This is a genomic window from Streptomyces sp. H39-C1 (assembly GCF_027158125.1).
Taxonomy (GTDB): domain Bacteria; phylum Actinomycetota; class Actinomycetes; order Streptomycetales; family Streptomycetaceae; genus Actinacidiphila; species Actinacidiphila fildesensis.
Genome location: NZ_JAPVLS010000009.1, coordinates 103,282 through 125,922 on the forward strand (window position 1 = coordinate 103,282; position 22,641 = coordinate 125,922).

Sequence of the window (22,641 nt, forward strand, 5' to 3'; positions counted from 1 at the left end):
GACGCGAACGAGCGCTTTGTCTTCAGCTTCTGGCGGATGCGGCGGAGGTTTTGCCGGACGGGCCGGACGTCGCCGAGCAGTCGCCCAGTCCGTTCACGTCGAAGACCGTACGCTTGCCGACCTGCGCGGTAAGCCTGCCGCGCACACAGCGGCCGTCGAGTTGCTCGGTCACCCGGCCGGTGACGGTGATCTTCTGCTTGTCGGTGGTCTCGCCCTGGCAGTCCACGGACGCGACGCCCTTGACCGGTGCGCCGGACGCCCGGGGGCTCGCCGTGCCGGAGGCGGTCGTGGCGCCGTCCACGGAGGCGTGGCACGACATCCACTGCACATTGATCCCGTGGTCCTTCAGGGCTCGGGTGCCCAGCTGGTCCGTGGTGATCGACACCGCCGAGGCGGTCATCCCACTCGCCGGATCGCACGCCACCACTCCGCCGAACGCGGCCAGTGCGAGGCCTCCGGCCACTCCCCACTGCTGTAAACGCTTCATACCGGCAGGGTCCCGCCGTCCTGCGCGGCGCACATCGCCCACACGACGTAGAACGCCCCTTACGGGACCGGGATTTCGCCACACATCCGGCAGTCTTCGGCGTTCTTCGAGCGTCCTTCGATCCCGTCGACCGGACCGGTCAGGACCAGCGGCCGGTGCGCCCGAGGAGCAGCGCGGTCGCGGCGACCCCGGCGGTGGAGGTCCGCAGCACGGTCGCGCCCAGCCGGTACGGCTTGGCCCCGGCGGCGGCGAAGGCGGCGAGCTCGTCGGGCGAGACCCCGCCCTCCGGGCCGACGACGAGCACGATGTCGCCCTCGGACGGCAGCGCGGCGTCGGCCAGCGGCGCGGAGCCCTCCTCGTGCAGGACGGCGGCGAAGGCCGCCCCGCCGAGCAGACCCGCCAGCTGCCGGGTCGTCATCAATTCGGTGACCTCGGGGAACCGCAGCCGACGCGACTGCTTCGCGGCCTCGCGTGCCGTGGAACGCCACTTCGCGAGCGCCTTGGCACCCCGGTCGCCGCGCCACTGCGTGATGCACCGGGACGCCGCCCACGGCACGATCGCGTCGACACCGGTCTCCGTCATCGTCTCGACGGCCAGCTCACCGCGGTCGCCCTTCGGCAGCGCCTGGACGACGGTGATCCGCGGCGCCGGCGCCGGTTCGGTGCGCAGCTCGGAGACGGCGACCTCCAGCCGGTCCTTGCCCTCGACGGAGGCGACCACGCCGTACGCTCCGACACCCTCGCCGTCCGTCAGGACGATCTCCTCGCCGACCGCGAGCCGCCGCACGGACACCGCGTGCCGCCCCTCGGCACCGGACAGCACGATCCGGCCGCCCTGCGACCCGTCCCGCAACTGCCCGGGTTCGACGATGAATACCGGCGCGGTCATCCGAAAGCCTTCCGTGCTGCGTTGAGTTCTTCCATGAGCACGGCGACGAGTTCGCCCGCCGGCAGGTCACGGGCCAGCCGGTGTCCCTGCCCCGCCCACAGCGCCATCGCCTGTGGATCTCCGGCCGCCGCTGCGGCCTTGCGGATGCCCGCGGTCAGATGGTGGATCTGCGGATAGCCCGCGGGCGCGTACGGCCCGTGCTCCCGCATGAAGCGGTTGACCAGCCCGCGCGCCGGCCGCCCGGAGAACGCCCGGGTGACCTCGGTGCGCGCGTAGACCGGGTCGGTGACGGCGCGCTTGTGCAGCGCGTTGGCCCCGGACTCGGGACAGACGAGGAAGGCGGTGCCCAGCTGCGCGGCGTCCGCGCCCACCGCCAGAACGGCCGCGATCTGGTTGCCGCGCATCAGCCCGCCCGTCGCGATGACGGGCAGCTGGACGGCGTCGCGGACCTGTGGGACGAGCGACAGCAGCCCGAACCCCGCGTGGTCCAGCTCCGGATCGTCCCGGTGGGTGCCCTGGTGGCCGCCCGCCTCCGTCCCCTGGACGCACACCGCGTCGGCACCCGCCCACTGGGCGGCGAGCGCCTCACCGGGTGTGGTGACGGTGACCACGGTGTACGTCCCGGCCTTCGCGAACGCGTCGAAGACCGGCCGGTCCGGGCAGCCGAACGTGAAGCTGACGACGGGGACCGGATTGTCCAGCAGTATCGCGACCTTGGCGTCGTAGGCGTCGTCCTGCCCCGATTCGGGGTCGCCGAGCGGCGTGGAGTACCAGGCGGCCTCGCCCGCGAGCTGCTCGGCGTAGACCTCGACGGCGGACCGGTCGGCGGTGTCGGGCTGCGGCGTGAAGAGATTCACGCCGAAGGGGTTCGACGTCAGGTCGCGCAGCTGCCGGATCTCCTCGTACATCGCTTCCGGCGTCTTGTACCCGGCGGCGAGGAATCCCAGGCCGCCGGCATCACTCACGGCCGCGGCGAGCCGCGGGGTGGACCCGCCGCCGGCCATCGGCGCCTGGATGATCGGGAACGCCGAGAACGACGAGAGATCGGTCAACGCGGACATACGCCCATCGTTTCACGCCGGGCGGGCCCGAACAGGTCAGGCCCGCCCCATGGGGGCACCCCCGGCCGGAGGCTGGGGGACGGTCGGAGCCGGCGCCCCGCTGGAGGAGCCGGCGCCCCGCTGGACGCCGGCGGCGGTCTCAGCGGCCGTTGAAAGCGTCCTTCAACCGGGAGAACAGCCCCTGCTGGCCGGGCTGGAAGTGACCGGTCGGCCGCTCCTCGCCACGCAACTTGGCCAGTTGCCGCAGCAGGTCCTCCTGCGCGGCGTCGAGCTTGTTGGGCGTGATGACCTCGACGTGCACGATCAGGTCACCCCGGCCGCCGCCCCGCAGATGGGTCACCCCGCGCTGGTGCAGCGGGATCGACTGGCCGGACTGGGTACCGGGCCGGACGTCGATCTCCTCCATGCCGTCGAGCGTCTCCAGCGGGCACTTCGTGCCCAGGGACGCCGCCGTCATCGGGATGGTGACCGTGCAGTGCAGATCGTCGCCGCGCCGCTGGAAGGTCGGGTGCGGAAGCTCCCGGATCTCCACGTACAGGTCGCCGGCGGGGCCGCCGCCGGGGCCGACCTCGCCCTCGCCCGCCAGCTGGATGCGGGTGCCGTTGTCGACGCCCGCCGGGATCTTGACGGTGAGCGTACGGCGGGACCTGACCCGGCCGTCGCCCGCGCACTCCGGGCACGGGGTCGGCACCACGGTGCCGAAGCCCTGGCACTGCGGGCACGGCCGCGAGGTCATGACCTGGCCCAGGAAGGACCGGGTGACCTGCGAGACCTCACCGCGGCCGCGGCACATGTCGCAGGTCTGCGCCGCCGTGCCGGGCGCAGCGCCCTCGCCGGAGCAGGTGCCGCACGTCACCGCCGTGTCGACCTGGAGGTCCTTGGTGGTGCCGAAGGCCGCCTCGTCCAGCTCGATCTCCAGCCGGATCATGGCGTCCTGGCCGCGCCGGGTCCGCGACCGCGGACCGCGCTGCTGGGACTGCCCGAAGAAGGCGTCCATGATGTCGCTGAAGTTGCCGAAACCGGCTCCGAAGCCGCCCGCGCCACCGCCGCCGGAGGACGACAGAGGGTCGCCGCCCAGGTCGTAGACCTGCTTCTTCGCCGGGTCCGAGAGCACCTCGTACGCGGCGTTGATCTCCTTGAAGCGCTCCTGGGTCTTCGGATCCGGATTCACATCCGGATGCAACTCGCGCGCGAGGCGGCGGAAGGCCTTCTTGATCTCGTCCTGTCCGGCGTCACGGCGCACGCCAAGGACCGCGTAATAGTCCGTGGCCACCTACGACTCCGCCAGGATCTGTCCGACGTAACGTGCCACTGCGCGTACCGCTCCCATCGTTCCGGGGTAGTCCATGCGGGTCGGTCCGACCACACCGAGTTTGGCGACTGCCTCGTCGCCCGAACCGTAGCCGACCGCCACAACGGATGTGGAATTCAAGCCCTCGTGAAAATTCTCATGCCCGATCCGCACGGTCATGCCCGAGTCGTTGGCCTCACCGAGGAGCTTGAGGAGCACCATCTGCTCCTCAAGGGCTTCCATCACCGGCCGGATCGTCAGCGGGAAGTCGTGGTTGAAGCGCGTCAGGTTCGCCGCGCCGCCGAGCATGATGCGCTCCTCGGTCTCCTCGACGAGCGTCTCCAGCAGCGTCGCCAGCAGGATCGACACCGACGGCCGGTCGTCGTACTCGAAGCCGTCCGGCAGATCCGCCACCAGCGGCGGGACGTCCGCGAACCGGCGGCCCACCACCCGGGCGTTCAGCCGGGCCCGCACATCGGCGAGCAGCGTGTCGCTCATCGGCGCCGGGCAGTCGATGAGCCGCTGCTCGACGCGTCCGGTGTCGGTGATGAGGACCAGCATGATCCGGGCCGGGGCCAGCGCCAGGAGCTCGACGTGCCGCACCGAGGAGCGGGTGAGCGACGGGTACTGGACGACGGCGACCTGCCGGGTGAGCTGCGCGAGCAGCCGTACGGTGCGGCCCACCACGTCGTCGAGGTCCACCGCGCCGTCCAGGAAGTTCTGGATCGCGCGCCGCTCGGCGGACGTGAGCGGCTTCACCCCGGCCAGCTTGTCGACGAACAACCGGTAGCCCTTGTCCGTCGGGATCCGGCCCGCGCTGGTGTGGGGCTGGTGGATGTAGCCCTCGTCCTCCAGCGCCGCCATGTCATTGCGCACCGTGGCCGGCGAGACGCCCAGGCCATGGCGCTCGGTGAGCGCCTTGGAGCCGACCGGCTCCTCCGTGCCCACATAGTCCTGGACGATGGCGCGCAGTACTTCGAGTCTGCGTTCGCTGAGCATCGCGCACACCTCCAGCCGTAGATCCCGCACCAGCACTGCCGTGGCCTGGCACTCATCCGATACGAGTGCCAGCATCACCCGCAGTCAGTGTACGGCGGAGTAGCAAGGCCCCGGCAAGGGTCGCAACGGTAGCGCGCGGGGAGGGTCCCCCGGCGATAGCGTCACAGGGTGGATACCGCAGAGTCCGGCGCCGACGGCTGGGAGCACCTGGCTCCCGGCGTCGCCCGCCGCCGTCTTCCCTTCCTCGACGTCACGATCGGCCTGGTCGTCGGTGACGAGGGCGTGCTGCTCATCGACACCGGCTCCACCCTCGCCGAAGGCGCTCGACTACGGCTGCAGGTGCGGGAACTGACCGGCCGCCCTGTGACGCACATCGCTCTTACCCACGGCCACTTCGACCATGTCTTCGGCACCGCCGCCTTCTCCGGAGTGCGGGTGTACGGGCACCGGGCACTCGACGGCCGGCTGGAACGCGGGCGCGACGCGCTCCGCGAGGACGCGGTCACGCACGGCGTCGACCCCTCGGCGGCAGCCGAGGCGGCGGACGTCCTGGTGCGCCCCGACCGGCTCGTCGACGACGGCTACGAACTCGACCTCGGCGGCGGCCGCACCGCCCGGCTCTTCCACCCCGGCACCGGCCACACCACCCACGACCTGGCCGTGTACGTGCCCGGAACGCCCGCCGTCGTGTTCTGCGGCGACCTCGTCGAGGAGTCCGGCGAACCACAGGCGGGCCCCGACGCCGTCCCGGCCGCCTGGCCCGCCACCCTCGACCGGCTGCTGGCGGTGGGCGGCGGGACCGCCGTGTACGTCCCCGGCCACGGCGCCGCCGTGGACGCCCGCTTCGTCCGCGCCCAACGCGACGCCCTGACGGCCCGGTTCACCGCGTCGTAGTCCCCGCCCAGGACGCTGTCCTCGATACGATCCGCCCATGCGCAGCAGAGAATACGGTCCCGACCTCACCCCTCCCTGGCTGCGATCTCCCGGGTGATAACCCCCGTACCCCCAGCAAGCCCACGTCCGCGCCAGCACCTGAGCAGAATGGCCCCCATGCGCAGCAGAGAGTACGGTCCCGACCTCACCCCTCCCTGGAAGAAGAGCGTGCCCGCGCCCGAGGTGGCGGCGGAGCCGGATCTGGTGGTGGAGGAGGTCTCGACGGGATTCTGCGGGGCGGTGATCCGCTGCGAGAAGACGGCGGAGGGCCTGACCTTGACGCTGGAGGACCGCTTCGGCAAGCACCGGGTCTTCCCGATGGAGCCGCGCGGCTTCCTGCTCGACGGCAAACCCGTCACCCTCGTCCGCCCCCGCACCGGCGGCCCCGGGGCGCAGCGCGGCCCGCTGCTGTCCGCGTCGGGCTCGATCGCGGTGCAGGGCGCCCGCGCGCGGGTGGCACGGGCCGGGCGGATCTACGTGGAGGGCCGGCACGACGCGGAGCTGGTCGAGCGGGTCTGGGGCCACGACCTGCGCGTCGAGGGCATCGTCGTCGAGTACCTGGAGGGCATCGACGACCTGCCGGCGATCGTCGCCGCGTTCTCCCCCGGCCCGGACGCACGCCTCGGCGTCCTCGTCGACCACCTGGTGCCCGGCTCCAAGGAGTCCCGGCTCGCGAGCCAGGTCTCCGGCATCGACGACGTACTCGTCGTCGGCCACCCCTACATCGATGTCTGGGAGGCCGTGAAGCCGTCCTCCGTCGGCATCCCCGCCTGGCCCTCGGTACCACGCGGCCAGGACTGGAAGACCGGCGTCTGCGAGGCACTGGGCTGGCGTGAGACCACGGGCGAGGCCTGGCAGCGGATCCTGGCGTCGGTCCACACGTACAAGGACGTGGAACCGGCACTACTGGGCCGCGTGGAAGAACTGATCGACTTCGTCACCGCCCCCTGAGCCGGCCTGCCCACGCGGCACCCCATCCAGCCCGTGCGCCACGGCCCCGTCCAGCCCGTCCGGCGTTTGAGGACAAGGGGGCCCGGGGGCTTGCCCCCGGTTTCGGGAAGGGGCGGGGTCGGGGAACAGCCCCGCAGGGCCCCCACGCCCACCCCCACCCGCTCAGTCGACCAGGTCCCGCACCACCGCGTCGGCGAGCAGCCGCCCCCGCAGCGTCAGAACGGCCCGCCCGTCGGCGTAAGGACCGGCCTCCAGGAGACCGTCCGTTACCGCCTTCGCGGCGGCCGCCGCCCCCGCCGGCGCCAGCAACCCCAGCGGGCACCCCGCCGCAAGCCGCAACTCCAGCAGGATCCGCTCGACGCGCCGGTCCTCGTCCGCGAGCACTTCCCGTCCCGCGCCAGGGCTGCGCCCCTCGGCCAGCGCCTGCGCGTACGCGCCCGGATGCTTGACGTTCCACCACCGCACGCCACCGACGTGGCTGTGCGCGCCGGGGCCCGCGCCCCACCAGTCGGCGCCGGTCCAGTACAGCTCGTTGTGCCGGCAGCGGCCCGCTTCGGTGGTCGCCCAGTGCGACACCTCGTACCCGTGGAATCCGGCCGCGGCGAGCCGCGCGACGGCGGTCAGGTACCGGTCGGCGTGCACGTCGTCGTCGGTCATCGGCACCTCGCCGCGGCGGATCCGCCGCGCCAGCTGGGTGCCCTCCTCGACGATCAGGGCGTAGGCGGAGACGTGGTCGGGTCCGGCGCCGATCGCCGCGTCCAGCGAGGCCCGCCAGTCGTCGTCCGACTCGCCCGGTGTGCCGTAGATCAGGTCCAGGTTGACGTGCTCGAAGCCGGCGGCGCGCGCCTCCGCGACGCAGGCCTCCGGCCGGCCCGGGGTGTGTTTGCGGTCCAGGATCTTCAGGACGTGCTGCTTGGCGCTCTGCATACCGAACGAGATCCGGTTGAAGCCGCCCGCCCGCAGCTCCGCCAGATAGGCCGGGTCGACGGACTCGGGGTTGGCCTCCGTGGAGATCTCCGCGCCCGGCGCGAAGCCGAACTCGGCGCGGATCGCGGCCAGCATCCGGACCAGGTCGGCGGCCGGCAGCAGCGTCGGGGTGCCGCCGCCGACGAAGACGGTCTCGACCTGGCGCGGGTCGTCGCCGAGCACCTTGCGGGCGAGCCGGACCTCGTCGATCAGGTAGTCCGCGTAGTTCTCGCGCGAGGCGAGCACCCCGCCGGAGCCGCGCAGCTCGCTCGCGGTGTAGGTGTTGAAATCGCAGTAGCCGCAGCGGGTGGCGCAGTACGGGACGTGCAGATAGAACCCCAGCGGCCGGGCGCCCGCCCCTGCGAGCGCGCTCGCGGGCAGCGCCCCGTCCTCGGGCATCGGCTCACCATCAGGCAGTACGGAAGGCATGACCCCATTGTCCGCCCCCGGCGGCGGCGCTCGTCCCACTCACTCGGGGACGAGCGCCATCGCTCCTGCTACGCCTCGCGCGATCCCGCGTACATGTCGTCGATCAGCGACTGGAACTCGCGCTCGACGACCGGCCGCTTGAGCTTGAGGCTCGGGGTCAGGTCGCCGTGCTCGACGTCGAGGTCGCGGGGCAGCAGCCGGAACTGCTTGATCTGCTGCCAGCGCTGCAGGTCCTCGTTGACCCGCGCCACATAGCCCTCGATCAGCTCGCGGGCCTGCGGGGAGGCGACGACCTCGGCGTAGCTCCGGCCTTCGAGCCCGTTCTCGGTGGCCCAGCCGAGGATCGTCGGCTCGTCCAGGGCGAGCAGCGCGGTGCAGAAGTTGCGGTCCGCGCCGATCACCAGGACGTTGCTGACGAACGGACAGACCGCCTTGAACTGGCCTTCCACCGCGGCGGGCGCGATGTACTTGCCGTTCGAGTTCTTGATGATGTCCTTCTTGCGGTCGGTGATCGTCAGGAAGCCGTCGGCGGACAGCTCCCCGATGTCACCGGTGTGGAACCAGCCGTCGGGCTCCAGGACCTCGGCGGTCTTCTCCGGCAGCCCGTGGTAGCCCTGCATGATGCCGGGGCCGCGCAGCATGATCTCGCCGTCCTCCGCGATCCGGACCTCGAGGCCGGGCAGCGGCTTGCCGACGGTGCCGGTGCGGTACGACTCGCCGGGGTTGACGAAGCTGGCGGCGCTGGACTCGGTGAGCCCGTAGCCCTCCAGGATGTGGATGCCGACGCCGGAGAAGAAGTAGCCGATCTCGGGCGACAGCGCGGCGGAGCCGGAGACGCAGGCGCGCAGCTTGCCGCCGAACGCCTCGCGGATCTTGGCGTAGACGAGCTTGTCGGCCACGGCGTGCTTCGCGGAGAGCCCGAAGGGGGCGCTGGCCTTGCCGGTGAGGCGCAGGTTGTTCTGGGTGACCTTGGCGTACTCGCGGGCCACTTCCGACGCCCACTTGAAGATCTTGTACTTGGCGCCGCCGCCCGCGCGGGCCTTGGCCGCCACACCGTTGTAGACCTTCTCGAAGATCCTGGGCACTGCCGCCATGTAGGTCGGCTGGATCAGCGGCAGATTGGTGATGATCTTGTCGACCCGGCCGTCCACGGCGGTGACGTGGCCGATGGTGATGTGGCCGGCGGTGAGCACCTTGCCGAAGACGTGCGCCAGCGGCAGCCACAGGTACTGGACGTCGTTCTCGTCGAGCAGGCCGACCGACTGGATCGCGCGGGCCATGTAGGCCCAGCAGTCGTGCGGCAGCCGCACGCCCTTGGGGCGGCCGGTGGTGCCGGAGGTGTAGATCAGCGTCGCGAGCTGGTCGCGGGTGATCGCGCCGACGGCGTCCTTGACCGCCTCGGGGTGCTTCTCCAGGAACGCCGCGCCGCGCCGCTCCAGCTCGTCGAGCGAGAGCACCCAGCCGTCACCGGAGCCGTCGGCGTCCTCGACACCGGTGGCGTCGATCACGACCACATGGGCCAGCTCCGGAAGCTCGGCGCGCCGCTCGCGGGCCTTGCCGACCTGTACGGCGTCCTCCGCGATCAGCACCCGGCTGCCGGAGTCCGCGAGGATGAAGGCCGTCTCGTCGGCGTTGGTGCTGGGGTAGATCGTCGTGGTGGCCGCACCCGCGCACAGCACTCCCAGGTCGGCGAGGATCCACTCGACCCGTGTCGCGGAGGCGATGGCCACCCGCTCCTCGGAACTGATCCCGAGGTCCATCAGACCGGCCGCGATGGCGAACACCCGTCCCGAGGCCTGGCCCCAGGTCAGCGAACGCCAGCTGTCCGGGCCCCCGGCCGCGTCGATCACGGGGTAGCGGTATGCCTCCGCGTCGGGAGTCGACTCCACCCGTTCGAGGAAGAGTGTCGCCACGGATGGCGGTCGGGTCTCGATCAGCGTCTGTGTCTCTGTCACGACATCCTCCGGGCCCGCGCCTGCTCTGTTAACTCACCAGTAACCTCTGCGTCGCGATCAGAGTAGAGGCCCATCGCCCGGCGCGTAAGGGGCTCAGGGCCGCTCGTTGCAACCGTAACCAATCGAGTAGGTGCCAGGTACATGCTTCGGACGCGTCGCAGGTGGGGGTTGCGCCCGCGAACCGGGCCGGATGTACGGAGGGCGCCCCTCCGTTTCCGGTGGGGCGCCCTGGGCGCGGAGTGTGACGCGAAGAACTACTTCTTGCCCTTGCTCTCGCTGCCGCCGCCGTCGGAGTCCGTGGACAGCACCGCGATGAAGGCCTCCTGCGGGACCTCCACGCTGCCGACCATCTTCATCCGCTTCTTGCCTTCCTTCTGCTTCTCCAGCAGCTTGCGCTTACGGGAGATGTCGCCGCCGTAGCACTTGGCGAGCACGTCCTTGCGGATCGCGCGCACCGTCTCACGGGCGATGACGCGGCTGCCGACCGCGGCCTGGATCGGGATCTCGAAGTTCTGCCGCGGGATGAGCTTGCGCAGCTTGTCGACCATCCGGACGCCGTACGCGTACGCCTTGTCCTTGTGCAGGATGGCGGAGAACGCGTCCACCTTGTCGTGGTGCAGCAGGATGTCGACCTTGACGAGGTCGGCGGTCTGCTCGCCCTTGGGCTCGTAGTCCAGCGACGCGTAGCCGCGGGTCTTCGACTTCAGGTTGTCGAAGAAGTCGAAGACGATCTCGGCCATCGGCAGGTCGTAGCGCAGCTCGACGCGGTCCGCCGACAGGTAGTCCATCCCGAGCAACGAGCCGCGACGCGACTGGCACAGCTCCATGATCGCGCCGACGAACTCGTTGGGCGCGAGGATCGTCGACTTCACCATCGGCTCGTACACCGAGGTGATCTTGCCCTCGGGGAACTCGCTCGGGTTGGTGACGATGTGCTCGGAGCGGTCCTCCATCACCACGCGGTAGACCACGTTGGGCGCGGTGGCGATCAGTTCGAGGCCGAACTCGCGCTCCAGCCGCTCACGGACCACGTCCAGGTGCAGCAGGCCGAGGAAGCCGACGCGGAAGCCGAAGCCGAGCGCGGCGGACGTCTCCGGCTCGTAGACCAGCGCGGCGTCGTTGAGCTGGAGCTTGTCCAGCGCCTCCCGCAGCTCCGGGTAGTCCGAGCCGTCGAGCGGGTACAGGCCGGAGAACACCATCGGCTTGGGGTCCTTGTAGCCGCCCAGGGCCACGGTGGCGCCCTTGGACTGCGACGTGATCGTGTCACCGACCCTGGACTGCCGGACGTCCTTCACACCGGTGATGATGTAGCCGACCTCGCCGACCCCGAGACCGTCGGAGGGCGTCATCTCCGGACCGGAGATGCCGATCTCCAGCAGCTCGTGGGTCGCGCCGGTCGACATCATCTGGATGCGCTCGCGCTTCTTGAGCTCACCGTCCACGACCCGCACGTACGTGACCACGCCACGGTAGGAGTCGTAGACCGAGTCGAAGATCATCGCGCGGGCCGGGGCCTCGGCGATGTTGGCGCCGACCGGGGCCGGCACCTTCTTCACGACCTCGTTGAGCAGGTCGCCCACGCCGACGCCGGTCTTCGCGGAGACCTTGAGCACATCGGACGGCTCGCAGCCGATGATGTGCGCCAGCTCCTCGGCGAACTTCTCCGGCTGGGCGGCCGGCAGGTCGATCTTGTTGAGCACCGGGATGATCGCGAGGTCGTTCTCCAACGCCAGGTACAGGTTGGCGAGGGTCTGGGCCTCGATCCCCTGCGCCGCGTCGACCAGGAGGACGGTGCCCTCGCAGGCGGCGAGCGACCGCGAGACCTCGTACGTGAAGTCCACGTGGCCCGGGGTGTCGATCATGTTCAGGATGTGGGTCGGGGCCGTGGCGTCGCCGTCCGTGGGCGCCCAGGGCAGCCGGACCGCCTGGGACTTGATCGTGATGCCACGCTCACGCTCGATGTCCATGCGGTCGAGATACTGGGCACGCATCTGCCGCGGATCGACCACGCCGGTCAGCTGGAGCATCCGGTCGGCGAGCGTCGACTTGCCATGGTCGATGTGCGCGATGATGCAGAAGTTACGGATCAGCGCCGGGTCGGTACGGCTCGGCTGCGGAACATTGATCGGGGTCGCGGGCACGCAGGGTCCTGTTTCTCGACGCTTGACGTCTGACGTCTGTAGGCGGATCGATACGTTGACCCCCATCGTCCCATGACTGGAGGCCTGGGACCGGTTTGGGAGGTCGTGCGGGCGGCTGGTAGCCTGGAGCACTGTGCCTCGTGCCCTGTGACCCGAGGCGCTCAATGAAAAGTACCCGAACCTGAGAAGGCTCCTTCGTGGCGAACATCAAGTCCCAGATCAAGCGGAACAAGACCAACGAGAAGGCGCGCCTGCGCAACAAGGCGGTCAAGTCCTCCCTCAAGACCGCGATCCGCAAGGCCCGCGAGGCCGCGGCGACCGGTGACCTCGAGAAGGCCACCATCGCCAACCGCGAGGCCGCACAGAAGCTCGACAAGGCCGTCAGCAAGGGCGTCATCCACAAGAACCAGGCCGCGAACAAGAAGTCCGCGCTGGCTCACAAGGTCGCCTCGATCAAGGCCTGACCGTTTGACCGGGGCCCCTGGCCCCATCTCGCCGGAAACGGAACCAGCGGCCCCTCTACCGCCCGGACCGGCAACCGAAAGACATCGCGCCGCGCTCGGCCGTTCGCCACGCGGGTGCGGCGCACACAGCATCATCCGAAGGCCCCGCAGCCATCCTCACGGGACGGCAGCGGGGCCTTCGGCGTTGCCATATCCTCACGGCATGTCGACGCCGCCTGATCAGCCGAGCGCCTACCCGTATCCGGGTCCCCAGTCCGCCGCGCAGCCCTCGCCGGGGTTCGGGCCGCCGGTTCCGGCCCAGCAGAACCCGTACGCGCAGCCCATGCCGCAGCAGGTACCGCCGCAGCCGGGCCAGCCCGGGTCGTACTACGGACCGCAGGGTGCGCCGATACCGCAGCTGCCGCCACCGCCGCCGGGCGGTGGCTCGGGCGCCGGGAAGGCCGTGCTGTGGGCGGCCGTCGGCGCGCTGGTCGCGTCCGCCTTCTGGGGCGGCGGAGTGCTTCTGCTCGGCGGGAAGGACAAGGACACCGCGACCGCCGACCTCAAGGGGTACAAGGTCCAGTCCGATGTCTGCTCGGCCGCCGAGATCTCGGCCTTCAAGGGCAAGTACCCGGAGAGCGACAGCTCCCCGGTGACGTACACGCTCAAGCACGACGCGCTGGACGACATGTACTGCGACATGGACCTCAAGGCTTCGGGGTCGACCTACGCGGACGCCTATCTGTCCACCACGGTGCAGTTGCACAAGACGACCGATCCGTCGGCCGAGTTCGTGGCGCGGTGGGAGAGCTACACGCAGCGCAAGGGCGACTACAAGGCCGAGAAGGTCACCGGCTTCGGCGACGCGGCCTATCTGATCACCGAGGACACGATCAGCGGCTCGTCCGGGTCGCGCTCGGTGACGCTGGCCGTGCGGGACGGCTGGATGACGTACCAGATGGCCTGGAGCATGTATCTGTCCTCGCTCGACAAGGACAAGACCCCGCCGTCGGTGAGCGAGGTCACCGGCTGGGTGAAGAGCTCCACCACCGCGACGCTGGCCAAGCTGAAGAACTGAACGGGGCCGAAGAACTGAGCCGGGGCTGAGGACCTGAGCCGGGCGGCCCGGCCGGAGGCCTGCTGGGCCGCCCGCGACTCCAGGAGCCGCCAGGCTTCTACGAGCGGTCGCGGGCGGCGCGGGCCACCGCCACGACGGCTTTCTCCAGGGCGTATGCGGGGTCCGCGCTGCCGCCCTTGACCGCGGCGTCCGCCTCGGCGACGGCGCGCAGCGCGGCGGAGACCCCGTCGCCGGTCCAGCCGCGCATCTGCTGGCGCACCCGGTCGATCTTCCACGGGGGCATGCCCAGGTCACGGGCGAGCTGGCCGGGGTTGGCGCCGCGCGGGGCGGAGGCGAGCTTGCCGATGGCGCGCACGCCCGAGGCGAGGGCGAAGGTGATGCCGGGCAGCGGCTGGCCCACCGAGAGGGCCCAGCGCAGCCGCTCCAGCGCCTCCGCGGTCCGGCCGGTGACGGCGAAGTCGGCGACCTCGAAGCCGGTGGCCTCGGCGCGGCCGGTGTAGTAGCGGGCGACGACGGCCTCGTCGATCGTGCCCTCGACGTCGGCGACGAGCTGGGCGGCGGCGCTGGCCAGCTCGCGCAGGTCGCTGCCGATGGCGTCGACCAGCGTCTGGGTGGCCTCGGGGGTCGCGGAGCGGCCCAGGGCGCGGAACTCGCTCCGCACGAACGCCAGCCGGTCGGCCGGCTTGGTCATCTTCGGGCAGGCGACCTCGCGGGCCCCCGCCTTGCGGGCCGCGTCCAGCAGAGCTTTGCCCTTGGCCCCGCCGGCGTGCAGCAGCACCAGGGTGATCTCCTCGGCGGGCGAGTCCAGGTACGCCTTCACGTCCTTGATCGTGTCCGCACCGAGGTCGTGCGCGTCGCGCACGATGACGACCTTGCGCTCGGCGAAGAGCGAGGGGCTGGTCAGCTCGGCGAGGGTGCCGGGCTGCAGCACTCCGGGGGCGAGGTCGCGCACATCGGTGTCGGCGTCGGCGGCGCGCGCCGCCACGATCACCTCCCGCACGGCGCGGTCGAGCAGCAGGTCCTCCTGGCCCACGGCGAGCGTGAGCGGAGCGAGCAGATCGTCTGGGGAACTCTTCCTGGCCATCGCGGACCAGCATCCCACGGGGGACTGACAGCGGCGGCCATGGCGGAGAATGGTCCGGTGAGCGACGTACGACATGTCCTGGTGCTGCCCGACCGCGATGCCGCCGAGGAGGCCGCAGAGGCGGCCATGGAGCGGTTCGGCCTCCCCTTCGAGCCGCAGCTCGTCCGTGACGCCCTGGCCGGCGAGGACGACGCCGAGGACGCCCAGTGGCTGGTCGTGGTGGAGGACGAGGAGGGCCGCCTCGAAGGCGCCGCCCTGCACGCCCTGGCGGAGGAGTTCGACGGCTGGCGGGAACAGCCCCGCGAGTAGCGGGTCGCCGGGCGGCCTAGGTCCGGAGATCTAGTGCCGCGGGCTCTGGTGGCGTCCGTCGGTGCTCGGTAGCGTCACGGGGCATGACGACACCTTCCGCACCGCTCACGCCTTCCGCCCCTTCTTCCGCTGCCGTCTCTCCCGCTTCGCCCCCTTCGCCCGTTCCGGACGGGCCCCGGAGCTTGAAGCAGCGCAAGGACGAGGCGCTGCACCGGCTCGAACACGACGCGGACGTATGGGTGGCCACCGCCGACGCCCAGGGGGCGCCGTGCCTGGTGCCGCTGTTCTTCCTGTGGGACGGCGAGGCGCTGTGGCTGTCCACCCGCGGTACGAATCCCACCGGCCGCAATCTGCGGGAGAGCGGGCTGGTGCGGGTCTGCCTGGGGCACACCCGTGACGTCGTCCAGATCGATGCCACGGCCGGCACCCTGACCGCCGCGGAGCTGCCCGTCGAGATCGGTGATGCCTTCGCCGCGAAGGGCGACTGGGATCCGCGCGGCGACGGACCGTCCTATCTGTGGTTCCGGGTCCAGCCGCACACCGTCCAGGCGTGGGGCACCGTGGCCGAGTTGAAGGACCGGGACCTGATGCGTGATGGCCAGTGGCTTCTCTGACGGGAATCTATCGAGGTCGACAGCTCGGGTGATCCATTGCTTCGCATACACCATGGAACGGCAATATTGACGACGGATTTCGTTGTTCTGAATCTCTTGACGCGTTCTTGGCGGCCGGGGTTTGATGCCGGGGATGAAGCGGCCGTTCCGCTTCGATTTTCCCTGGACCGGAGGCGGTAAGCCCCCCTCAGCACCATCCGATCGGACCCCGCATGACTGACACGCTGCGTCCTCCGCACTCCCCCATCGCGCCGCCCGTCACCCCGCCGAAGGCCCTCACCCGGTCCATCGGCGTGGTCGGCGGCACGCTGCTGACGCTGTCCTGCCTGACGCCCGCCTCGTCGCTCTTCGTCATCGTGCCGGGCCTCTTCGGGGATCTCGGCACCGGGACGGCGCTGACCATCGTGATCGCGGCCGTCCTGTGCATCGCGGTGGCCTTCTGCTACTCCGAGCTCGGCACCCTCATCCCGAGCGCGGGCGGCGAGTACGCCATGGTCGGGACGCTGATCGGCCGGCTGGCGGGCTGGATCGTCTTCATCCTGTCGCTGATCGTGGTCATGATCGTGCCGCCGATCATCGCGCTCGGCACCGGCGAGTACCTCGAACCGATCATGCACATCAACGCCCAGTGGGCGGGCGCGGGCGTCATGCTGCTCGCCACCGTCATGGGCCTGCTCGATCTGCGGGCGAACGCCTGGATCACCGGCATCTTCCTGGTCCTGGAGGTCATCGCGGCCGGAGTGGTCGCCGTCCTCGGCTTCTCGCACTCCTCCCGTTCGGCGTCCACGCTCATCCACCCGGTCGTCGAGGCGACCGGCGGCGCGCCGGGCAGCCCGGCCACCGCCGCCCTCACCGGCGGCGCGATCGTCGCGGGGCTGGCCGTCGCGCTCTTCGTGCTGCAGGGCTTCAGCACGGCGGTGTACCTGTCGGAGGAGATGGAGAACCCGCGCCGGAACGTCTCGCGGACCGTGCTGTGGACACTGGGCATCGGCGCCGTGGTCGTCATCGTCCCCACCATCGCGATCACGCTCGGCGCGCCCGACATGCAGACCCTGACCGAGGGCAACCTCTCGGCGATGGTGAAGGCCTGGAGCAACTCCGCCGTGGGGACGTTCGTCAGCCTGTGCATCGCGCTGGCGATCATCAACGCGGGCATCGTCATGGTCATCCAGAACTCCCGGGTGCTCTACGCCTCGGCCCGCGACCGCGCCTGGCCGCGGCCGGTCAACAAGGCGTTCTCCACGCTGAACAGCCGCTTCGGCTCCCCGTGGGTGGCCACCCTCGCGGTCGGCGTGCCGGGTGCGGCGCTCTGTTTCGCCCCGCTGGACACGCTCACCAATGTCACCGGGGTCGCGGTCGCCGGGATGTATCTGCTGGTCGCGGTCGGCGCCCTCGCCTCACGGCGCGGCAGCCACAAGTCGCGGCCCGCGTGGCGGATGCCGCTGTGGCCCGTGGTCCCGGCGGTCCTGATCCTGGTGATGGCCTACGTCCTGTACGTGCAGGAGATCAAGGACCTCGCGATCACCGGCGGCATCGTGGCCGTCGCCTGCCTGTACTGGCTGCTCTATCTGCGGCCCCGCCAGGACACCCGCTGGGTGATCACGGTGCCGGAGGAGCAGCTGGGCCTGGAGGACGAGCCCGTGCACGCCACGGCCGGCTGAGAACACCGCGGTTGTGCGGCGGCGCTGCGGGCGCCGCGTCACGCCGGCTCCATCGTTGTGGCCTCCCGGGCCGGGATCTCCTCCTGGTCCGGGAGTTCGCGTATCCGGGGTACCGGCGAGGGCAGCAGCCACAGGACGCACAGCACTCCGCCGACGGTGGCGATCCACAGCGTGGGCCGCAGTCCGAGTGCCGTGCCGAGCACGCCGCCCGCCAGGGCGCCGAGCGGGCGGACGCCGTGGTTGACCATGCGGTAGGCCCCGGTCACCCGGGCCCGCAGCCGGTCGGGGATGACAGCGCTCTGCAGGGAGCCGCTGGCTATGTCCAGCACCATCACCCCGAATCCGGAGACGAATTCGGCGAGGAAGAGCAGGGCGAGGACCAGCGGGGTGGGTCCGCCGGCCAGCGGCACCAGGATCAGCGGGGTGGGGAAGACCGCGAAGCCGAGGACGACCGCCGGGCCGATCCCGATCCGCCGGACGATCCGGCCGCTGAGGGCGGCGCCGATGAGTCCGCCGACCGCCCCGGCGCCGATCACCAGCCCCAGCACGCCCGCGTTCAGGCCGAGTTCACCGACCGCGTAGAGCACGACGATGGTGTGGAAGACGAAGTTGAAGAAGTTCACGGTCGCCGCGGCGGCCAGCAGCGGGCGCAGGATGCGGGAGCCCGCCATGAACCGCAGCCCGGCCGTGAAGTGCCCCTTCTCCGCCGGGGCGACCGGTGGTTCCACCGGGGAGATGCGTGCCAGGTAGCCGGCCGAGACGAGGTAGGAGACGGCGTCGACGAGCAGCGTGAGCGGTGCGGCGAGTATCTGCACCAGCAGACCGCCCACACTCGGCCCCGCCACGAAGGAGAAGGCCCGGCTGCCGTTGACGAGCGCGTTGCCGTCCACGTACTGGCCGGGCCGCACGAGAGAGACGAAGAGCGTGGCGTTGGAGACGTCGAAGGCGACGCTGCAGGCGCCGACGGCGAAGGCGATCACATACAGGTGCGTGAGGGTCAGCACGTCGAGGGCATAGGCGGCGGGCAGCGAGAGCATCAGCGCCGCGCGGACCAGGTCGGCGGCGATCATGATGCGCCGCCTCCTGCTCCGCCGGTCGGCCCACGCGCCCGCGGGCAGCGAGAACAGCAGGGCCGGCAGCAGACCCGCGGCGGAGAGCCAGCCCATCTGGGCGGCGTCCGCGTGCAGCACCAGGACGGCCGCGAGCGGTATCGCGAGGAACGACACCTGGTCGCCGAAGAGCGAGACGGTCTGGCCGGTCCAGTACTGGCGGAACGGGCGTTCGCGCAGCAGAGCCGGCATGCGCTCGGCGACCTTCATGACTACTCCTCGGCGGTGTCAGGGTCGGGGTCGTTGCCGGGGGCCGGGTTGTCGGCGGGGGCCTCGGCTTCCCGGTCCAGGAAGGCGATCCGCAGGACGGAGACGCGCTGCGCGCCGTCGGGGCGGAGCGCGGGATCCGTGTCGCGGTCGGCGAACGTCTCCAGCAGTTCGTCCACCTTCGCGCCCAGCGCGGTCAGTTCCTCCGGGGTCAGATAGACCCACGTGTCGCCGAACTGCTCCGCTTCCTGCCAGTCGCGCGACAGTTCACGGCGGGTCTCCAGCGCCTTGGTCATCTTCCGGAAGTAGTCCTCGGCGACGGCGACGGTGAGCGCGTCCGCCGCGTCCGCCACCGCCGGGTCGTCCGAGTAGCCGGGCCAGTCCGTGAAGCGCGCCGTCGCCCGCCACGGCTTCTGCCGGCCGTGGCCGCCCTCGGCCTCCTCGACGAGTCCGAACTTGGCGAGCACCCGCAGATGGTAGGAGCAGCTGGCGACGGACTCCCCCGTCAGCTCGGCGGCCCGCGTCGCGGTGAACGGGCCCTCCCGGCGGAGCAGACCGGTGAGCTTCATCCGCGTCGGGTGGGCGTAGGCCCGCAGGGCGCGCGGGTCGCTGAGGTGTATCTGCCGCTCGGTCATGATGTAAAGATACCTTTAGAAAGAAATCTTTACAACGAAGTCTTTACATAGAACTCCCCACCACGGTGGCCCGGAGATCGTCCGCACGGTCCCCCACGACCGCGACCGATCCGTCGGTGTCCGTCCGCAGCACCCTCGCGCCCTGCGCGCGCAGCGCCGAGACCGTACGCGGCGCCGGGTGGCCGTACGGGTTGTCCGCGCCGCAGGAGATCAGCGCCAGACGCGGCCGGAGCCGGGCCAGCAGCACCGGGTCCTGGTAGGCCGAGCCATGGTGCGCGACCTTCAGGACATCCACCCGGGGCAGCTCGGGGACGGCCGCCAGCAACTGCCGCTGGGCCGGCGGCTCCAGGTCACCGAGCAGCAGGAACGTCAGCCCCGCCGTACGGACCAGCAGGACGACGCTGGCGTCGTTCGGACCGTTGTCCGGCAGCTCGCCCGGGGTCACGGGCGGCCAGAGCAGCTGCCACTCCAGCCCTCCCAGCCGGCGCCGCTCCCCCGCCGCCGCACGGACCACCGGGATCCGCGCGGCGGCCGCCTGTCTGCGGACGAAGGCCGCCTGCTCGGGCGGTTCGTCCAGCGTCGTCGTCTCGATCGCGCCGATCTTGCGACCGCGCAGCACTCCCGGGAGCCCGTCCACATGGTCCGCGTGGAAGTGGGTCAGGATCAGCAGCGCGATCGAGGTCACCCCGAGCGACCGCAGACACCGGTCGACGAGGGCCGGCTCCGGCCCGGCGTCGATGACGACGGCCGAGCCGTCCGTCCCGGACAGCACCAGGGCATCCCCCTGGCCCACATCGCACATGGCGAGCCGCCAGCCGGGCGGCGGCCAGCCCGTGATGACGCGCGGGAGCGGTACGGGCCGCAGCACGGCGAGCAGCAGCAGGAGCGCGACCGCCGCGCACAGCCATGGGCGGGCCAGCAGCCGGCGGCCCGTCGTCACCACCGCCACGGTGAGCACGGCGAGCAGCAGGCCCCCGCCCCATCCGCCGGGCCAGCCGATCCCGGCACCGGGCAGTGCCGCGCCCCGCCGGGCGACGGCCGCGATCCAGCCGGTGGGCCACCCGGCCAGCCAGGCCAGCCACTCGGCGGCCGGCATCGCGAACGGCGCGGCGGCCAGCGCCCCGAACCCGAGCACCGTGGCCGGCCCCACCGCCAGTTCCGCGAGCAGATTGCACGGGATCGCGACCAGGCTCACCTGCCCGGCGAGCACCACGATCACCGGGGCGCAGACCGCCTGCGCGGCGCCCGCCGCGCCCAGCGCCTCGGCCGGTCCCGGCGGCATCCCGCGGCGGCGCAGGGCCGCGCTCCACCGCGGGGAGATCGTCAGCAGCGCGCCGGTGGCCAGCACGGAGAGCAGGAATCCGTGGGAGCGGGCGAGCCAGGGGTCGTAGAGGACGAGGAGGAGCACCGCCGCGGCCAGCGCCGGCAGCAGGGCGCGGCGGCGGCCGGTGCCGATCGCCAGCAGCGTGATCAGCCCGCAGGCGGCGGCCCGCAGCACACTCGGATCGGGACGGCAGACGATGACGAACCCGACGGTGAGCAGCCCGCCGAGCACGGCGGTCGTGCGCAGCGGGATCCCGATCCGCGGGGCGAGCCCACGTCGCTCCGCGCGGATGGCGAGGCCGGGCGGCCCGATGAGCAGCAGCAGGACGATGGTCAGATTCGAACCGGAGACCGCCGTCAGATGGGTCAGATCCGTGGTCCGGAACGCCTCGCGCAGTTCCGGAGTGAGCCGTGCGGTGTCCCCGTCGACGAGCCCGGGGAGCAGCGCCCGCGCATCGGGCGGCAGCCCGTCCGTCGCCGCGCGCAGCCCCGCCCTGAGCCGCCCCGCGAAACGCTGCGTCGCGGTGGGCGGGCCACTGATGTGCGGCGGCCCGCGCACCGACAGCACGGCGGCGCTCCGCTCGCCGGGCAGGACCGACGGTGCGATCCGTGCCGCCACGGTGACCCGGGTGGACGGCAGCAGTCCGAGCCACGGATCGGCGGACGACGCGGACACCCGGCCCTCCGCGGGACCCGACCCGGCCGGGCGCGAGCCCGGTCCCGTTCGTGGCCCCGGCCGCTGTCCCGGTGCCGGCTTGCGCGGTGCGCCCGCTTCGGCGATGACCAGGACCGGCGTGCGGACCTTCGTGGTCACCCCGTGCGCGGTGACACGGACGGCCTCCGCCGCGACGATCACGGCGTCCGGGGCGCGGGCCGCGCCCCGGACGTGCGGGAGGGTCGGCCGCGGATCGCCGGTGATCCTCAACTCGACGACAGCGTGGGCATGTTCGGCGGCCAGCGCCGGCAGCGGCCCGCGATGACCGTCCGCCGCATGCAGCGCGGCGACGGCCGTCGCCGCGGAAGCGCACAGCAGCGCGGTGGCGGTGGCCACCGCCAGCCCGGCGGGCCGCCCCCGCCGGGCCACCAGCAGCGCCACCCCCAGTACGGCGGTGACCACCGCACACCAGGCCGCCATCTCTCCCGGCATCCCCAGCGCGAGCGCCGACGCGAGCCAGGCGGCGAGGGCCGGCGGCACGAGCCGCAGGTCCGCAGGGCCCTCCTGGTGCGGGTTGGACGCGCCGAGCGGTGATACCGCCGACGCGTGCACGGCCGAGCGCGCCACGGCGCCCGTATCCGCCCGGCGCCCCGCCGCCGCGTCGGGGCCCGCCCTGGGACGGGTCACGGCTGGACCAGGGGCTTGAGGTCGGAGAAGCGCCGGTCACCGATGCCGGTCACATTGCGCAGCTGGTCGACGGAGGCGAAGCCGCCGTGCTGGGCTCGGTAGTCGAGGATGTGCCGTGCCAGGACCGGTCCGACGCCCGGCAGGGTCTCCAACTGGGCGCTGGTCGCGGAGTTGAGGCTCACAGGACCGGCCGGCGCACCGCCTCCCGGTCCGGGGGCGGCGGGTGCGGGCGGCCCGCCGACGACGACCTGCTCACCGTCGGCGAGCACCCGGGCGAGGTTCAGCGCGCTGGTGTCCGTCCCCGGGAGCGCCCCGCCGGCCGCCGCGAGAGCATCGGCCACCCGCGACCCGGCGGGCAGCCTGAGCAGCCCGGGACGGCGGGCCTTGCCCGCGACGTCCACCGTCAGGACCGTCTTCGCCGCCCCCACGGCGGCCGGCACGTTCGGCACGGACCCGGCCGGCCCGGAGCCGGGCGCGGCGCTCGGCCCCCGCATCGGGAACAGGGACGCTCCGGGCGACGGTCCGTCGACGCGCGCCGGAGCGGAGACCGTCCGCGGGCGCCCGGTCCAGAAGTGCTGCACAGCGAAGCCGACGGCGACGGCCAGGACGACCAGCAGGGCAGCGGCGGTCCTGAACTCCAGGCCGCAGCGCACATACAGCCAGCCGCGGAAGGCTCGTAACCGCTCGGCAGGAGTCGCCCGGAACCGCGCCATGCCCTCAGGCACCGACCCCGA

General features: G+C 71.8%; 20 protein-coding genes. 7 read left to right on the plus strand and 13 right to left on the minus strand.

What is annotated here, in order from left to right; all coding sequences use genetic code 11:
* Positions 1-22 precede the first annotated feature (22 nt).
* The 5 genes from O3W51_RS08670 to hrcA form a co-directional block, all read right to left on the minus strand.
* Positions 23-487: a hypothetical protein gene (locus O3W51_RS08670; protein WP_138353168.1), complete on the minus strand. Its 465-nt coding sequence runs from the start codon at positions 485-487 to the stop codon at positions 23-25.
* 139 nt (positions 488-626) lie between these two features.
* The gene (locus O3W51_RS08675; RefSeq protein WP_138353167.1) at positions 627-1,376 is read right to left on the minus strand and encodes a 16S rRNA (uracil(1498)-N(3))-methyltransferase; all 750 of its coding nucleotides are present in this window, start codon (positions 1,374-1,376) and stop codon (positions 627-629) included.
* On the minus strand, positions 1,373-2,437 hold the full coding sequence (locus O3W51_RS08680) for a nitronate monooxygenase (RefSeq protein ID WP_269285029.1): 1,065 nt from the start codon (positions 2,435-2,437) through the stop codon (positions 1,373-1,375). The genes O3W51_RS08675 and O3W51_RS08680 overlap by 4 nt, the downstream gene beginning before the upstream one ends.
* Positions 2,438-2,576: 139 nt before the next feature.
* Positions 2,577-3,710, minus strand: coding sequence for a molecular chaperone DnaJ (gene dnaJ, locus O3W51_RS08685; RefSeq protein WP_138353165.1), 1,134 nt, complete (start codon positions 3,708-3,710; stop codon positions 2,577-2,579).
* Complete coding sequence (gene hrcA / locus O3W51_RS08690; protein ID WP_138353257.1) at positions 3,711-4,727, minus strand: heat-inducible transcriptional repressor HrcA; 1,017 nt, start codon at positions 4,725-4,727, stop codon at positions 3,711-3,713.
* A gap of 168 nt (positions 4,728-4,895) precedes the next feature.
* Between hrcA and O3W51_RS08695 the strand changes: the two genes are divergently transcribed.
* Both O3W51_RS08695 and O3W51_RS08700 read left to right on the plus strand, forming a co-directional pair.
* Positions 4,896-5,621 (plus strand): MBL fold metallo-hydrolase, encoded by a 726-nt coding sequence (locus O3W51_RS08695; RefSeq protein ID WP_138353164.1) that lies wholly within the window; start codon positions 4,896-4,898, stop codon positions 5,619-5,621.
* A gap of 156 nt (positions 5,622-5,777) precedes the next feature.
* On the plus strand, positions 5,778-6,611 hold the full coding sequence (locus O3W51_RS08700) for a DUF3097 domain-containing protein (protein ID WP_138353163.1): 834 nt from the start codon (positions 5,778-5,780) through the stop codon (positions 6,609-6,611).
* Positions 6,612-6,773: 162 nt separating this feature from the next.
* Here O3W51_RS08700 and hemW read toward each other — a convergent pair whose 3' ends face one another.
* The 3 genes from hemW to lepA all read right to left on the minus strand — a co-directional run bounded on the left by hemW (position 6,774) and on the right by lepA (position 12,102).
* Entirely contained in the window at positions 6,774-8,006 is a 1,233-nt protein-coding gene (gene hemW, locus O3W51_RS08705) for a radical SAM family heme chaperone HemW (RefSeq protein ID WP_269285032.1), read from the minus strand.
* Between the two features lie 68 nt (positions 8,007-8,074).
* On the minus strand, positions 8,075-9,961 hold the full coding sequence (locus tag O3W51_RS08710; RefSeq protein ID WP_138353161.1) for an AMP-dependent synthetase/ligase: 1,887 nt from the start codon (positions 9,959-9,961) through the stop codon (positions 8,075-8,077).
* 254 nt (positions 9,962-10,215) lie between these two features.
* Complete coding sequence (gene lepA, locus O3W51_RS08715) at positions 10,216-12,102, minus strand: translation elongation factor 4 (protein ID WP_138353160.1); 1,887 nt, start codon at positions 12,100-12,102, stop codon at positions 10,216-10,218.
* A gap of 197 nt (positions 12,103-12,299) precedes the next feature.
* Here lepA and rpsT point away from each other — a divergent pair, with 197 nt between their 5' ends.
* Entirely contained in the window at positions 12,300-12,566 is a 267-nt protein-coding gene (gene rpsT / locus O3W51_RS08720) for a 30S ribosomal protein S20 (protein ID WP_138353159.1), read from the plus strand.
* 202 nt (positions 12,567-12,768) lie between these two features.
* Positions 12,769-13,623: a hypothetical protein gene (locus O3W51_RS08725; protein ID WP_232484972.1), complete on the plus strand. Its 855-nt coding sequence runs from the start codon at positions 12,769-12,771 to the stop codon at positions 13,621-13,623.
* Between the two features lie 97 nt (positions 13,624-13,720).
* Here O3W51_RS08725 and holA read toward each other — a convergent pair whose 3' ends face one another.
* Positions 13,721-14,707, minus strand: a complete 987-nt coding sequence (holA, locus tag O3W51_RS08730; RefSeq protein ID WP_138353158.1) for a DNA polymerase III subunit delta — start codon at positions 14,705-14,707, stop codon at positions 13,721-13,723.
* Positions 14,708-14,764: 57 nt separating this feature from the next.
* On the opposite strand from holA, the gene O3W51_RS08735 reads away from it, so the two are divergent.
* The 3 genes from O3W51_RS08735 to O3W51_RS08745 all read left to right on the plus strand — a co-directional run bounded on the left by O3W51_RS08735 (position 14,765) and on the right by O3W51_RS08745 (position 17,291).
* Positions 14,765-15,016 (plus strand): hypothetical protein, encoded by a 252-nt coding sequence (locus O3W51_RS08735; RefSeq protein ID WP_138353157.1) that lies wholly within the window; start codon positions 14,765-14,767, stop codon positions 15,014-15,016.
* Positions 15,017-15,198: 182 nt separating this feature from the next.
* Complete coding sequence (locus O3W51_RS08740; protein ID WP_232484971.1) at positions 15,199-15,630, plus strand: pyridoxamine 5'-phosphate oxidase family protein; 432 nt, start codon at positions 15,199-15,201, stop codon at positions 15,628-15,630.
* 212 nt (positions 15,631-15,842) lie between these two features.
* Positions 15,843-17,291, plus strand: coding sequence for an APC family permease (locus tag O3W51_RS08745; protein ID WP_138353155.1), 1,449 nt, complete (start codon positions 15,843-15,845; stop codon positions 17,289-17,291).
* 38 nt (positions 17,292-17,329) lie between these two features.
* Here O3W51_RS08745 and O3W51_RS08750 read toward each other — a convergent pair whose 3' ends face one another.
* The 4 genes from O3W51_RS08750 to O3W51_RS08765 are packed head-to-tail and all read right to left on the minus strand — an operon-like array spanning position 17,330 to position 22,620.
* Positions 17,330-18,610, minus strand: a complete 1,281-nt coding sequence (locus O3W51_RS08750; protein ID WP_138353154.1) for an MFS transporter — start codon at positions 18,608-18,610, stop codon at positions 17,330-17,332.
* 2 nt (positions 18,611-18,612) lie between these two features.
* Positions 18,613-19,242, minus strand: coding sequence for a winged helix-turn-helix domain-containing protein (locus O3W51_RS08755; RefSeq protein WP_138353153.1), 630 nt, complete (start codon positions 19,240-19,242; stop codon positions 18,613-18,615).
* A 43-nt stretch (positions 19,243-19,285) separates the two neighbouring features.
* On the minus strand, positions 19,286-21,907 hold the full coding sequence (locus O3W51_RS08760) for a ComEC/Rec2 family competence protein (protein WP_443048257.1): 2,622 nt from the start codon (positions 21,905-21,907) through the stop codon (positions 19,286-19,288).
* Positions 21,904-22,620, minus strand: a complete 717-nt coding sequence (locus O3W51_RS08765) for a ComEA family DNA-binding protein (protein WP_269285038.1) — start codon at positions 22,618-22,620, stop codon at positions 21,904-21,906. The genes O3W51_RS08760 and O3W51_RS08765 overlap by 4 nt, the downstream gene beginning before the upstream one ends.
* Positions 22,621-22,641: the final 21 nt, after the last annotated feature.